Genomic DNA, 13723 nt, shown 5'->3' with positions numbered 1-13723 from the left:
TATAAATAGCTGTTAAGCGGTTTCATTCTCATATTCTCTTATTTTATTACCTTGTCAAAATGAGGATACCCCTTTATAATGTGTGTACATTGAATGTCTGTGTTAGGTTAACAAATGTCTTTTTAGAGAGGACATTTACGGAGAAAGGTGGAATTTCAGGTGAAGGCAATTCGAGTTGGACTACTAGGATTAGGAACAGTGGGGAGCGGTGTCGTTAAGATTATTCAAGATCATCAGGATAAATTAATGCACCAGATCGGCTGTCCGGTATTAATAAAAAAAGTGCTTGTGAGCAATCCCGATAAAAAAAGAGATGTGGATGTGGCAAGAAAGGTCTTCACAACTGAAGTATACGATGTGATTCGAGATCCAGAGGTCGACGTCATTATTGAAGTGATGGGCGGCATTGAAGAGACAAAACAATATTTAATAGATGCATTAAATGAGAAGAAGCATGTCATTACAGCCAATAAGGATTTAATGGCGCTATATGGCTCAGAGCTTTTACATGTAGCAAAAGAAAACGGCTGTGACCTTTACTATGAAGCAAGTGTCGCAGGTGGGATTCCGATTTTGCGTACACTAGAGGAAGGTTTAGCCTCTGACCGGATCACAAAAATGATGGGAATCGTGAACGGGACAACGAACTTTATTTTAACAAAAATGAATGTCGATAAAAGCGCGTATGAAGATGTATTAAAAGAAGCGCAGGATCTTGGCTTTGCAGAAGCAGATCCGACGGCGGATGTAGAAGGGCTAGATGCGGCAAGAAAGATGGCCATCCTGGCAAGACTCGGCTTTTCCATGAATGTAGATTTAGAGGATGTGAAAGTAAAAGGCATCTCGGACATCTCGGATGAGGACATTAATTTCAGTAAACGTTTTGGCTATACAATGAAGCTGATTGGAATTGCCCAAAGGGACGGAGAGAAAGTGGAGGTCAGCGTACAGCCAACTTTACTTCCTGATCATCACCCGTTATCTTCCGTCAACAATGAATTTAATGCTGTCTATGTTTACGGAAGTGCTGTCGGAGAAACGATGTTTTACGGACCTGGAGCAGGCAGCCTGCCAACGGCAACAGCTGTAGTCTCAGATTTAGTCGCTGTTATGAAAAACATGCGTCTTGGTGTGAATGGCAGTGGATTTATTGCACCGCAATTTGAGAAGAAAATCAAATCATCATCCGAAGTATTTGCTCAGCAATTTTTAAGAATACATGTGAGAGATCAAGTCGGAGCTTTCTCCCGCATTACATCAATCTTTTCTGAAAGAGGCATCAGCTTTGAAAAGATCCTTCAGCTTCCTGTCAAAGGGCATGATGAGCTGGCTGAAATTGTGATTATTACACATCAAACATCAGAAGAAGATTTCTCAAATATCCTGCAAACATTAAACGATCTCGACGTGGTGGTTCAAGTGAAGAGCACGTACCGAGTAGAAGGGAACGGTTTAAGCTGATGAAGTGGAATGGACTCATTGAAGAATTTCAAGAATTCTTACCAGTAAACGAACACACACCTAAACTAACATTAAATGAAGGAAACACACCGCTGATTCATCTCGCAAAGCTTTCCGAAAAACTGGGGATTGAACTTCATGTGAAAACAGAAGGCGTCAACCCTACAGGTTCTTTTAAGGATCGCGGGATGGTCATGGCCGTCGCAAAGGCAAAAGAAGAAGGCAATGATACGATCATGTGTGCATCGACAGGGAATACGTCTGCGGCAGCAGCAGCTTATGCGGCGCGCGCAGATATGAAATGTATTGTCATCATCCCAGATGGAAAAATTGCCTTCGGTAAGCTGGCTCAGGCTGTCATGTACGGAGCAGAAATCATTGCCATTGACGGCAACTTTGATGATGCGCTGAAAATTGTCCGCAGCATCTGCGAAAAAGCACCGATTGCACTTGTTAACTCCGTCAATCCATACCGAATTGAAGGACAAAAAACAGCGGCATTTGAAATCTGTGAGCAGCTAGGCTCGGCTCCTGACGTACTGGCGATTCCTGTTGGAAATGCGGGGAATATTACAGCGTACTGGAAAGGTTTCAAAGAATATCATGAGAAAAAAGGCACTGGACTGCCAGTCATGCGTGGTTTTGAAGCAGAAGGTGCTGCAGCCATCGTTCGAAATGAAGTCATTGAGCAGCCAGAAACAGTCGCAACAGCCATTCGCATCGGAAACCCTGCAAGCTGGAAGCAAGCTGTAGCAGCGGCAGATGAATCAAACGGGAAAATTGATGAAGTGACAGATGAAGAAATTCTTCATGCCTATCAATTGATCGCACGTGAAGAAGGTGTGTTTGCAGAGCCAGGCTCTTGTGCATCAATTGCAGGTGTACTCAAACAAGTGAAATCTGGAGAAATTAAGCCAGGCAGTAAAGTCGTCGCTGTACTGACAGGAAACGGATTAAAAGATCCAAACACGGCGATTGATATTTCGCACATCAAACCGGTCACACTGGATGCAGATGAAGATCAAATTCTGGAACATTTAGAAAAGGCCGCACGCGTATGAGTAACGCCTCCATGCTTTTTTCAATCACAGTACCGGGAAGCACTGCCAACTTAGGACCAGGCTTTGACTCAGTCGGAATGGCGCTCAGCCGCTATTTAAAGCTATCGGTCTATGACCATGATAGCTGGCTGTTTGAAGCAGAAACAGATGTCGTGTCTGGTATTCCATCAGGCACCGATAACCTGATCTACCAAACAGCTAAAAAGGTCGCAGATGACTTTGGAAAAACACTCCCGCCTGTTCATGTCAAAGTGTGGAGTGATATTCCATTAGCAAGGGGGCTGGGCAGCAGCGCTGCTGCCATTGTCGCCGCTATTGAGCTCGCCAATCAGCTGCTTGAATTAAAGATGACCGATGATCAGAAGCTCTTTTTTGCAAGTGAGGTAGAAGGTCATCCAGATAATGCGGGTGCCTCTTTATTCGGTGGTTTACTCATCGGTCTTCATGAAGAAGACAAGACACATGCCGTTAAAGTGCAGCATGTGGATGTAGATGTCGTCGTCGTGATTCCTTTTTATGAAGTACTCACAAAGGATGCCCGTGATGTCCTGCCAGAGGATTTTTCCTATAAACAGGCCGTGAGCGCGAGTGCAGTGAGTAACGTCCTTGTCGCCGCCTTAATGACGCAGAACTGGCCGCTTGTAGGGGAAATGATGAATAAAGATTTATTTCATCAGCCATACCGCACGATGCTTGTCCCAGAGCTATCAAAGGTGGAGCACGTTGCTTCATTAAAAGGCGCGTATGGAACAGCATTAAGCGGTGCTGGGCCGACCATTTTGACCTTAGTGGAAAAAGGGAAGGGAGAAGCGCTGAAAAAGCAGCTTGCCCAAAATTTCCCGCATTGTGAAGTAGATGTGCTGACGGTGCCGGTAGAAGGTGTCATCGTCGAGCATCATTCTGTGAATCAAGTAAAGAACGTGCTGTGAAGACGCACGTTCTTTTTTTATCCTTGTTTTTCATAACAAAAGCAGGGATTATTATTTAGAGAAGCGAACTATTTTTGGTACATAAAAGGGGGAGATCTATTGATGAAGAAATTGATAACAGCAGAGGATTTAACACAAATCGTGTCTGTTTCTCATCCAGTCTATTCACCAGATGGAAAAAAGGCTGTTTTTACAAAAGTATCGGTGAATGAAAAAAAGGATGATTACAATATTCATTTATGGGTTCGAGATGAAGGGACAGGGGAGCTGTCACAATGGACATTCGATGATGGAAAGCATCATCAGCCAGTGTGGTCAAATGACGGGAAGCAGCTTGCGTTTATTTTGCAGAAGCCAAAGGAAGTCCCTCAGCTCGCACTCATTCAGAGCGATGGCGGCGGTATTCGTACTTTAACGAATATTCCTTATGGCGTATCACATCCTGTATTTTCACCGGATGGAGCGTTCATTTATGCAGCGGTCTCATTAAAACAAGAAGAATCTGTTCATGATGAAAAAAAGGAAGAGTGCGATGACTTTGCTCCGGCAGTATATGATGATTTGACCTATAAAGCAGATGGCAGAGGTTTTTTAGACGGGCATCTGACGCAAATTGTACAAATCGATGTCTGCTCAGGGGAGGTAGAGACGGTTACGAGTGAGCAGCAGCATCATGTGAATCATGTCGTCTCTCCTTGCGGGAAGTGGCTCGCCTATATTCAATCCAACCCGCAGACGTTTTACATAAGTGATATCTGTCTCCTGTCATTAGAGGACGGTACATCCAAGAAAATCACCCAATCAACAGGCGCTTACTCGACCGTATCATTTTCTCCAAATGGAGAAAGCCTTTTGTACATTGGACACGAGCGTGAATTCCAAAATGCAACCTTCCCATCATTGTGGCTGTATGATCTGAAGGAGAAAAAGACCGTTCAACTGTCAGAAATGCTTGATATGTACGTTGGTAACTGTATGGCAGGGGATAGTGTCATGGGTGAAGCCAATCAGCTTCCGCAATGGACGAAGGATAGTCAGGGATTTTATGCGCTTGTTTCTGATCAAGGGAGTACCGGAATTTATTATTTCTCTATTGAAGGTTTAGCCTATCCCGTTCGTTTAGAGGCAGAACATGTGACGAATTTCAGTCTTCATCCAGACGAATCAAAAATGCTGATCAGCCGTCTTTCACCTGTCACGCCTAGTGAGCTGTATGAGCTGACTTTAGGGGAATCCTCACTCAAGCAAATCACGTTTGAGCATGATGACTTTCTAAAGGAACATGTCATATCCGAACCTGAACCAATTTCTTTCCAGTCAAAAGAAGGAGACATTGTACATGGCTGGTTTATGAAGCCTGCTCAGATGGAAGAGGGGAAGACATATCCACTTATCTTAGAAATTCATGGCGGGCCGCATGCGATGTATGGTCATACGTATTTTCATGAATTTCAAATGCTTGCCGCTGAAGGGTATGCCATTGTGTACATCAATCCTCATGGCAGTCATGGATACGGACAGATGTTTACGAACCGGGTAAGAGGTAGCTATGGTGATGTTGATTATGAGGATGTCATGCTAGCTGTTGATCATGTGCTCGAAGCGTATGACTTTATCGATGAAACAAGGCTTGGCGTAACAGGCGGCAGCTATGGCGGTTTTATGACCAACTGGATTGTCGGACAGACAGACCGTTTCCGTGCAGCTGTTACACAGCGTTCCATCTCAAACTGGATTAGCTTTTATGGCATCAGTGATATCGGCTATTTCTTTACAAAATGGCAGGTGGATGGGGATATTTATGATTCGGTTGATAAGCTATGGGATCGTTCGCCGCTAAAGTATGTAAAACAGGTGAACACACCGCTCCTCATCCTGCACAGTGATGAAGACTACCGCTGCCCAGTCGATCAAGGAGAGCAGCTTTTTGTGGCATTGAAGGAGCTTGGAAAAGACACGAGATTAGTCAAGTTCCCAAAGGCTTCTCATGATTTATCGAGAAGCGGCCACCCTGGGCAGCGTATTCAAAGACTGACCTTTATTAAGGAATGGTTTAGAGAGAAGTTATCCTAATCAAAAAACGGCCTTGATTGGGTCGTTTCAGCGTGTAGACAAACCCTCGCATTCGGTGTCAGTCCTGCGTTCCGGTGCTCACGAATGTCGAATTCGCTCCGCTTCAGTGCTCGTCCTTGGTTTTCTATCACGCTGAAAACAAGACAAAGGGCTAAAATTAGCCCTTTGTCAACAATTAAAAAACGACCCTGATTGGGTCGTTTTCATGTCATATATGAATTAGAAAACCTGTTCAACTTCTACAACGCCAGGTACTTCTTCTAATAATGCGCGCTCAATACCGGCTTTCAATGTAATGGTTGAACTTGGGCAGCTGCCGCATGCACCAAGAAGGCGTAATTTCACAATGCCATCTTCAATGTCTACAAGCTCACAGTCTCCACCATCACGTAATAGAAATGGACGAAGTTTGTCCAGTACTTCCTGTACTTGGTCTTTCATTTCGACTTCAGTCATTAGATATAATCGCTCCTTTCACAACATATCACCATTATATTCATCTGGACGATAAAAATCTATTGATTGGTTTCAAAGTTTCCTTCTCATTATAGCACAATCTCATCTTGAAACAAAAAGTGATTTTGACTTTTTTCATACAGAAAATTCAGCTAAAATAAAGAAAGAATAGGGGGCTTGTCAAATGAACAAAACCGTTGATCTTTATGTATATGGAAGAGATGTCCTGTGCGCTAGCTGCGTGAATCTGCCTTCTTCAAAAGATACATTTGAGTGGTTAGATGCAGCATTAAAACGAAAATATCCAAATCAGCCGTTTCGCATCACATATATCGATATTGAGCACCCACCTGAAAACGAACGCCAAAAAGAATTATCTGAACGAATTCTTGATGATGAATTCTTTTATCCGCTTGTCCTTGTTGAGGATCAGATTGTTGGAGAGGGCAATCCGAAATTAAAAGATATTTATCAAGAAATGGAGAAATACGGGTACGAAGAGAGCAGTGAATGAGCTGTTCTTTTTTTAGGAAAATAAACAGAACAAACGTTCCTTTTTAGGTTGATTTAGAACATTTGTTCGGTTATAATGAGATGAAAGGAGCGTGAGCATCATGAATTATTTACTAAAACAATCTCTTCATCAACAAATACCGATTGATATGATTTATATGAAGAAAACTGGAGAGTGCTCGAAACGAAAAATCATTGTACATCGTCAAACTGAACAGTTCATACAAGCGTATTGTTTATCGAAGAAGACGATCAGAACGTTTCGTAAAGACTGCATCCTTGCGCTTGCTCCTATCAAAGTGAACCATCCATCGGTACATGCCGTTTCATAATAAAAGCTCCTTCATTAGAAGGAGCTTTGAGAAAAAATTCACATCATTTTATCCATTGTGATGCTTGTACATCCAAAGAAGTCCAGATTTTAAGAGTCTTGGAACACGACCAACAAGCGGACGATCCGCCACTAAGCCAAAGCCGGCTTTTTTCCCTAAAGAGCCGAGTACGCCTTTTAACTTAAACTGCGGGTAAGCCTCAGGAAGTGGCTCATTTTTCCAGCGTTTCTGTAGAGATTGCACAATTTGCTCTGCCTGTGCCTCGGCAAGCTGTGCACTTGGTGCATGAGGCAAGCTTGCGCAGTCACCTACGACATAGACATGCTCATCTCCAGGGAGATTGTGATGAGGAGTTAAGACGACACGGCCTTGTGCATCTTTTTCAACATCCATATCTCGCACGACTTTACTTGGCTGAATTCCTGCTGTCCACACGATGACATCTGCTTCAATGGCATCGTCATGGTTGTAAACAACTCCTTCTTCAACCTTCGTAATATTGGCGCAGTTAATGATCTTTACATCGTTTTCTTCAAACCATTTTTGTACATATAAACTTAATCTTTTTGGGAAACTGGAAAGAATCAGTTCTCCGCGGTCAAAAAGAATGATGTTTAAATCAGAGCGGCTTTCACGCAGTTCACTGGCTAGCTCTACCCCGCTAAGTCCAGCACCGACAATGCCAACTGTTGCACCTGCGCTCAAATTGTTTAATTTGTTATACGCGTGTCTTGACTGATCAATGGTTTGAATGCTGTATGTATGTTCTTTCGCCCCAGGGACATTGTGATACTTGTCCTCACAGCCGAGTCCGATTACCGTATCATCATATGGAATAGGTTCACGGTCGCTAAATAAGATCTGTTTGTTTTCAATATCAATTTTTTCTACTTCCCCGTATTGAATATCCAGCTTCGGATGCTCTGGAAAAGATACTCGAATGTGATGATCAGAGATCGTTCCAGCAGCAAGTGCATAATATTCTGTTTTTAAACAGTGGTAAGGATTTCGATCAATTAATGTGATAGTAACATCATCAGGTAATTGATTTGGCAATAAGCGGTGGAGAACCCGCATATTCCCGTAACCTCCGCCGATCAAGACTAAATTTTTCATGACGATTCTCCTTTTCCCCCTAGACATTGAAAAACACTTATACTAAAAAACTTTAAGTTAAAATACCAAATAAAATTATATCGAATTTACTGTGAAACCACAATAATTGTTTCAAAATAACCTACATATTCATTACTTAGTCCTAAATAGTAAAACATTTTACGGGGAATAGGCGTAACGATTTATTGAAGCTCATGTTTTGACTAATAGAAGGAATTTCGGTAGGATAGTAAGGCAAATGTGAGGTGAAGCACAGTGTTTCCACTGATCGAATTTTGTGTAAGTAATCTTGCACAAGGGTCTCAAGAAGCAAAAGAGAAACTTGAAAAAGACCCAAACTTAGATGTAATGGAATACGGCTGTTTAAGCTACTGCGGCAAATGTATGGACTCCCCATTTGCGCTTGTGAATGGAGAATTTGTTTCAGGAGAAAATGCAGAGCAGCTAGTCGAGCGTATTTATGCTTTTATAGAGGAAAACGACATGTTTTAAATGCACCACATGGGTCATGAGGTGCATTTTTTTCATATATTCAGTTTCCGTTTTTTAGGAGAAAATGTAGAAAGCGTATCCAATATGTTATGCTAATAAAATATCATCAAAATGAAGCATCACACGAGAGAAAAAGAGGCATATGCATAATAAAAGCCCTTTGCCATGGCAGCAAAGAGCTTCTATGTATGAAAAACGGGGGATGATAAGATTGTCTCCTGAATCGACTCCTTTTATACTATAAAGAAACAACATTTTGGGAGGACGCTCATGACATCATTTCAATTCACGAAAATGCACGGACTAGGAAACAATTATATATACGTCAATCAGATGAAGGAACAGCTTCTAGAAGAGCAGCTGTCAGAGATAGCGATTCGCGTTTCTTCTGTTTATACAGGTATCGGTTCAGACGGAATGATCCTCATTTGTCCATCAGATGTTGCGCCTGTGAAGATGCGCATTTTCAATAATGATGGATCAGAGGGGAAAAACTGCGGTAACGGTCTGCGTTGCGTTGCAAAATATGTGTATGAGCATCAAATCGTAACAGACACAACGTTCCAGATTGAGACATTGTCAGGACTCGTTGAAGCGACCGTTCATGTGCAGGATGGTCACGTGCATTTAGTGACAGTAGATATGGGAAAACCTCGTTTTGAAAAAGAAGCGATGCCAATGCTTGGTGAACCGGCCAGTACAACGATTAATGAGGCACTTGATTTTGGAAAGGCGACATTACATGGCACGGCTGTTTCAATGGGGAATCCCCATATCGTTTTCTATTTAGAAGACATTGAACAGGCGCCGCTCGATTCGCTTGGGCCAATCATTGAAAAGCATGACATGTTTCCAGAAGGCGTCAATGTAGAATTTGTGGAACGTGTCAGTGAAACGGAACTGCATTTTCGCGTGTGGGAAAGAGGATCAGGGATTACGCAAGCGTGCGGAACAGGAGCATGTGCTGCGGCTGTATCAACGATTGTGAATGGACATGCGAAAAAAGAAACGGATATGACCGTTCATCTAGCTGGCGGAGACCTCATCATTCGCTGGAAAGACAATGACCATGTGCTGATGACAGGACCTGCTGAAACAATTTGTGACGGCACATTCTATCTCTAAACCATTTATTTGAGAAAAGGCATCATCACGTTTATAATTGAAAAGAAACATCCAGTCAAAAGGAGGGATGATCGTGAGTACACCAGTAACGATTACAGAAGCTGCTGCATTGCAGATTAAAGATATGATGAAAGAACGTGAAGAAGAAAATGCGTTCCTGCGAGTGGGCGTAAAAGGCGGCGGCTGCAGCGGTCTTTCATACGGAATGGGCTTTGACCATGAAGTCTCAGAGAAAGATACGCAGTTCGAACAGCACGGCATCAAGGTTCTTGTCGACTCCGAAAGCCTTGACATCATGAACGGCACCATCATTGATTTCAAACAATCACTAATGGGCGGCGGTTTCACGATTGACAATCCGAACGCGATCGCATCATGCGGATGCGGTTCTTCGTTCAGAACAGCCACGAATACCGGTACGCCGGAAGAGTGCTAATCGGAAAAGCCCGGTATATCAACGTATTAGGGCGAAAGACGCCCGATGATATGTAACGATCACCTAGACGATCACCAAAACGAAGGAGATTGCGGATAACATTAAATAATCCGCGAATATCGACCCTTCATCGGAATAAAAACAACCCTAAATAGGGCGGTTTTAGATTGTTAATAACGTCTTTCTTAGCGATTATTCTCACGAATATTTCGTTAGGGGAGGCGTTTTTGTATGGCTTTAAAGAGAAAGAAGAAACGGGCGGTATTATCTACCGATAAAAAAGATTACCCGAAAATTCCGTTCGACGAGGCGTTGAATATTGTAGTCGCGGGTAAAAGGCTCGAAGGTATCAGTAGCCGAACACTGAGAGACTACACGAAAATGTGGGGCTACTTCACGTCATGGATAAACGATAATTACGATATCGATTCCGTGGGAGAAATTACGACGGAAGTAGTTCGGAATTACATATCGTACATGAAACACGACAAACTGCTTTACTCCGGGCACAAGTTTATCAAAGAGGACGAAAGCAAGGTCGGTCTATCCGATACAACGATCAATATTAATTTACGAACTATTAAGGCGCTACTAAATTACCTTGAACGCGAAGAGTTAATCGAAGTCAATCCAGCGGATCGCGTTAAATTGATTAAGCAGGACGTCGATCTTACGAATTGTTTTACGGAAGATGAAGTTAAAGAGATATTGCGTCAGCCGAATCAAAAAGACTACGTAGGATTTCGCGATTATGTAGGGATATGCTTGCTTCTCGATTCCGGTATGCGTATTCAAGAAGTTCTAAGCCTGCGACAAAAAGACATCGATTTTTCAAGTCGTTTCATAACGGTATCTTCCGAAGTGAGCAAGAACAGAAAGCATCGATTAGTTCCGATTTCTAACCATACCGTAAAGCTCTTGTTGCAACTCATCTCGGAGAACAAGGCGCATTTCGTTACCGACAGAATCTTTTTATCTTGTTACGGTGAACCGTTGTCGCCTAATCATTTTAATAAGCGTTTGAAATTTTACGCGGAAAAGGCGGGTATAGAAGGAAAGAAAGTTACCGCGCACGTCTATCGCCATACATGGGCGAAAACGATGGTTCTAAACGGTTGTGATCCTTTCACGCTTCAGAAAATCGGGGGATGGGCAGACATTAGAACAATGCGTAGATATATTCAAATGGATACGAAAGAAATGAGACGGAGTCATGACGACTTTTCACCGTTAAATCACATTAAAAAGAAACGAATATAAAAATACACAAAAAAAAGAACGCTCACCAGCCGAATAAAATCCGGTAAGTGGAACGCCCTAAGCCTGCTTCCATTATATCGGAAAAAAGCGTACGAGTCAACGCTTATTTAAGTGCGCCTTAATTTCGAAATGGTCTGCGTTCTCTCAAAGGGAGAGACGAACATGTACACGAAAGAATCCGCAAAAATGGCCCAATTCCGTTCAATTGACGAGCTGAATGGCGCCATCCGCACACACATCTACCGCAATAAATCCAACCTATCACAATCAGCAATAGACGTCTTGAAGGTGCTATCGCGTCACGCAGTTAAAACGCCAGGCGTTGCGTGGCTGAAGATCGATTCCATAGCGTCACTAATCGGCAAGCACCGTACTACAATTATACGCGCGATCAAGCGCTTAGAAACCCTCGGCATTATTCGTAAAGAAATAAAATACCGTCCTGTTAGCGGAGGCAATGGCGCAAATATGTACATCATCCTAGCGCCTGCGTCTTCTAGTGCTACTCCGCAAATGCAACCCCGCCAAGATGCGGCCAAGCCTACGGAGACTAAGACGGATCGTCCAAAATCCGAAGACGAAGCCGTTATTATTAAAAGCAAAAATCATTTACTAAGTAATACGTATGCTGCGTTCAAAAACGTCATGGATTGTTTTGTAACCGATCGTCGTCTAACAAGCCGTCTATATGGCGTGTACTTGGCGCAGACGTCCGCCCTTAAATCCGTATATGATAAGTCTTTGCTAGATGAAATCGGCTTGAATGCGCTTCGTGTTGTGTTTAGAACGATCAAGAATAGACCTATCCGCAACCTTGTCGGATATTATAGCGGCACTCTCAACCGCATGTTAGACGAAGTGTATGCCGAAGAACTTAAAGCGTTGTGTGAATAAAAAAAAAGACCAGCCACTACGACTGATCATCGGTATCATTCGGAACAAATTCGACTATGTCTTCGATGCGGCAATCAAGATAATCGCAAAGCTGCGCGATAACGGTCATAGCAACAAATTCGCCTGCGGAGATTTTTGCTAAAGTGGATGAAGATATTTTCAGATCGTTTCTTATGTCGGTTTTATTTTTACGACGTTTTACTAAGGTTACTTCTAGCGGGATATAGGATGGCTTTAAGTTTATAATCTTTTCTTTTCTTTTCATGCGAACACTCTCCTTATACTCGTTGTGCTTGTCCTTATTATATCACACACAAATCGAAAATTAAATTCGATAAGTCGAATAATTTATTCGTTTTTATATTGACTGAACTTAAATATGGTGGTATACTATGTTTAACAAGTCGAACAAATTGTTTGATTAAGAAGAGAGGTGAAAAAATAATTGATTGAACTGGCAACAAAAATATCCGTACTCATAGGCGCATGGCTCGGAATTATCAAGATTTCATTAGAGCTAATCGCAATGAGAAAAAAGAAAAAGAAAAAGCGACGGTCTCCCTCCAAGAAGAAACGTCGCAAGTAAACGGACGGGGCGCTAAGCCCCGGTTCAATCAATTATACCACATATGAAGAAACTCTATACTTTTGATTACTTGATACTTCTCGCGCTTGGCTTTTTGATCGCATCAATGACCTTCAGAAAAATATCTACGCTTGACCAAATAATTATTGCAACCACATCACTATACGCATCACTACTTATTATGAAGGTGATTAAAGGGAGGAAATGAAAATGAAAAAAGAATCGATCAAGGCTGAACTTGTTTTCTATGATTTTTACGGGCAGGGCGCACATTTTCGGAAGGAAAAAGATTTAGTCCACTTAGGGGATGGTTTCGCGATAGGGTACGAAGAAGGCAACGGTCTTGCGCTTTATAAGATGGCGGGCGTCCCCGGCGCATGGGAAATCGGCGACCAAGACGAGGTATTGTTCCGAATCGACGACGAAAACGAAGCGATCGCAGGTCGTTCTATCGAGGAAATCGCGCAAATGTCGGTTGTCGATTTTATGGTAATGGCAGCGCGCCGCACGGTTTCTCACTGAATACGGAAGCCTTGCCATAAATTACACATAAATTTTTAGACTTATTCGACAAATAACGACGATAATGGCGATGTGATTAGTGTATTATAGAGAACAAAATAGAACGGAGGTTCCCTTTGTCACGGGAATATCGTCAAAATTGTTGTACAAACGTACAACTTTCGGGTGACGGGCGTGCTTGCCCCGCCAGCGACCGACATCTAATCATACTCAATCCATTCGTAAAGGTCGTCAATGGTGCAATTAATCGCAGCGGCAATGGTTTTCGCGGTATCGAAATTCATGCCACGCGTGCCATTGACGTACTTCGAAATGATGGACTTATCGTAACCGGTTTTATCGGCTAGTTGCGTTTGAGTATAGCCACGCTCACGGAGTCGGTCGCTAAGTAAACATCCACCTCGACGATACTTAACCGTGACAAACACCTCCGCATAGCTTATATCGGGCTATACGGTTCAAATTAT

At 42.7% G+C, this 13723-nt stretch carries 15 protein-coding genes and 1 pseudogene; 12 read left to right on the top strand and 4 right to left on the bottom strand.

Annotated elements, in window-relative coordinates; genetic code table 11:
• The first annotated feature begins 159 nt into the window (after positions 1-159).
• From NST57_RS16095 to NST57_RS16080, 4 genes are all read left to right on the top strand, one after another.
• A complete protein-coding gene (locus NST57_RS16095) occupies positions 160-1461 on the top strand; it encodes a homoserine dehydrogenase (RefSeq protein ID WP_341298870.1) in 1302 nt (433 codons plus the stop codon).
• Positions 1461-2522, top strand: a complete 1062-nt coding sequence (gene thrC / locus NST57_RS16090) for a threonine synthase (RefSeq protein ID WP_048002236.1) — start codon at positions 1461-1463, stop codon at positions 2520-2522. Before NST57_RS16095 ends, thrC begins: the two co-directional genes overlap by 1 nt.
• Complete coding sequence (thrB, locus tag NST57_RS16085) at positions 2519-3451, top strand: homoserine kinase (protein WP_142155913.1); 933 nt, start codon at positions 2519-2521, stop codon at positions 3449-3451. The genes thrC and thrB overlap by 4 nt, the downstream gene beginning before the upstream one ends.
• Before the next feature lie 102 nt (positions 3452-3553).
• A complete protein-coding gene (locus NST57_RS16080; protein WP_341298869.1) occupies positions 3554-5524 on the top strand; it encodes a S9 family peptidase in 1971 nt (656 codons plus the stop codon).
• Positions 5525-5743: 219 nt separating this feature from the next.
• Here NST57_RS16080 and NST57_RS16075 read toward each other — a convergent pair.
• A pseudogene (locus tag NST57_RS16075) lies at positions 5744-6043 on the bottom strand (NifU family protein).
• A gap of 121 nt (positions 6044-6164) precedes the next feature.
• Here NST57_RS16075 and NST57_RS16070 point away from each other — a divergent pair.
• Positions 6165-6494 (top strand): YuzD family protein, encoded by a 330-nt coding sequence (locus NST57_RS16070; RefSeq protein ID WP_008346819.1) that lies wholly within the window; start codon positions 6165-6167, stop codon positions 6492-6494.
• 100 nt (positions 6495-6594) lie between these two features.
• The gene (locus tag NST57_RS16065) at positions 6595-6825 is read left to right on the top strand and encodes a WYL domain-containing protein (RefSeq protein ID WP_057079127.1); all 231 of its coding nucleotides are present in this window, start codon (positions 6595-6597) and stop codon (positions 6823-6825) included.
• Between the two features lie 48 nt (positions 6826-6873).
• Here the strand turns inward: NST57_RS16065 and NST57_RS16060 are convergent, their stop codons facing one another.
• On the bottom strand, positions 6874-7941 hold the full coding sequence (locus NST57_RS16060; protein WP_057079128.1) for an NAD(P)/FAD-dependent oxidoreductase: 1068 nt from the start codon (positions 7939-7941) through the stop codon (positions 6874-6876).
• A 255-nt stretch (positions 7942-8196) separates the two neighbouring features.
• Between NST57_RS16060 and NST57_RS16055 the strand changes: the two genes are divergently transcribed.
• From NST57_RS16055 to NST57_RS16035, 5 genes are all read left to right on the top strand, one after another.
• Positions 8197-8433, top strand: a complete 237-nt coding sequence (locus NST57_RS16055; protein WP_008346813.1) for a YuzB family protein — start codon at positions 8197-8199, stop codon at positions 8431-8433.
• A gap of 270 nt (positions 8434-8703) precedes the next feature.
• Positions 8704-9558, top strand: coding sequence for a diaminopimelate epimerase (gene dapF / locus NST57_RS16050; RefSeq protein ID WP_142155909.1), 855 nt, complete (start codon positions 8704-8706; stop codon positions 9556-9558).
• Between the two features lie 73 nt (positions 9559-9631).
• On the top strand, positions 9632-9994 hold the full coding sequence (gene erpA / locus NST57_RS16045; RefSeq protein ID WP_341298868.1) for an iron-sulfur cluster insertion protein ErpA: 363 nt from the start codon (positions 9632-9634) through the stop codon (positions 9992-9994).
• A gap of 231 nt (positions 9995-10225) precedes the next feature.
• A complete protein-coding gene (locus tag NST57_RS16040) occupies positions 10226-11254 on the top strand; it encodes a tyrosine-type recombinase/integrase (RefSeq protein ID WP_341298867.1) in 1029 nt (342 codons plus the stop codon).
• A 162-nt stretch (positions 11255-11416) separates the two neighbouring features.
• Positions 11417-12148: a helix-turn-helix domain-containing protein gene (locus tag NST57_RS16035; protein WP_341298866.1), complete on the top strand. Its 732-nt coding sequence runs from the start codon at positions 11417-11419 to the stop codon at positions 12146-12148.
• A 16-nt stretch (positions 12149-12164) separates the two neighbouring features.
• Here NST57_RS16035 and NST57_RS16030 read toward each other — a convergent pair whose 3' ends face one another.
• On the bottom strand, positions 12165-12413 hold the full coding sequence (locus tag NST57_RS16030; protein WP_341298865.1) for a helix-turn-helix domain-containing protein: 249 nt from the start codon (positions 12411-12413) through the stop codon (positions 12165-12167).
• A gap of 531 nt (positions 12414-12944) precedes the next feature.
• On the opposite strand from NST57_RS16030, the gene NST57_RS16025 reads away from it, so the two are divergent.
• Entirely contained in the window at positions 12945-13256 is a 312-nt protein-coding gene (locus NST57_RS16025) for a hypothetical protein (RefSeq protein WP_341298864.1), read from the top strand.
• Between the two features lie 200 nt (positions 13257-13456).
• Here NST57_RS16025 and NST57_RS16020 read toward each other — a convergent pair whose 3' ends face one another.
• Positions 13457-13684, bottom strand: coding sequence for a helix-turn-helix domain-containing protein (locus NST57_RS16020; RefSeq protein WP_341298863.1), 228 nt, complete (start codon positions 13682-13684; stop codon positions 13457-13459).
• Positions 13685-13723: the final 39 nt, after the last annotated feature.

Source organism: Bacillus sp. FSL M8-0077, from assembly GCF_038050255.1.
Taxonomy (GTDB): domain Bacteria; phylum Bacillota; class Bacilli; order Bacillales; family Bacillaceae; genus Bacillus; species Bacillus altitudinis.
This window is presented reverse-complemented; position numbering and strand designations above follow the sequence as displayed.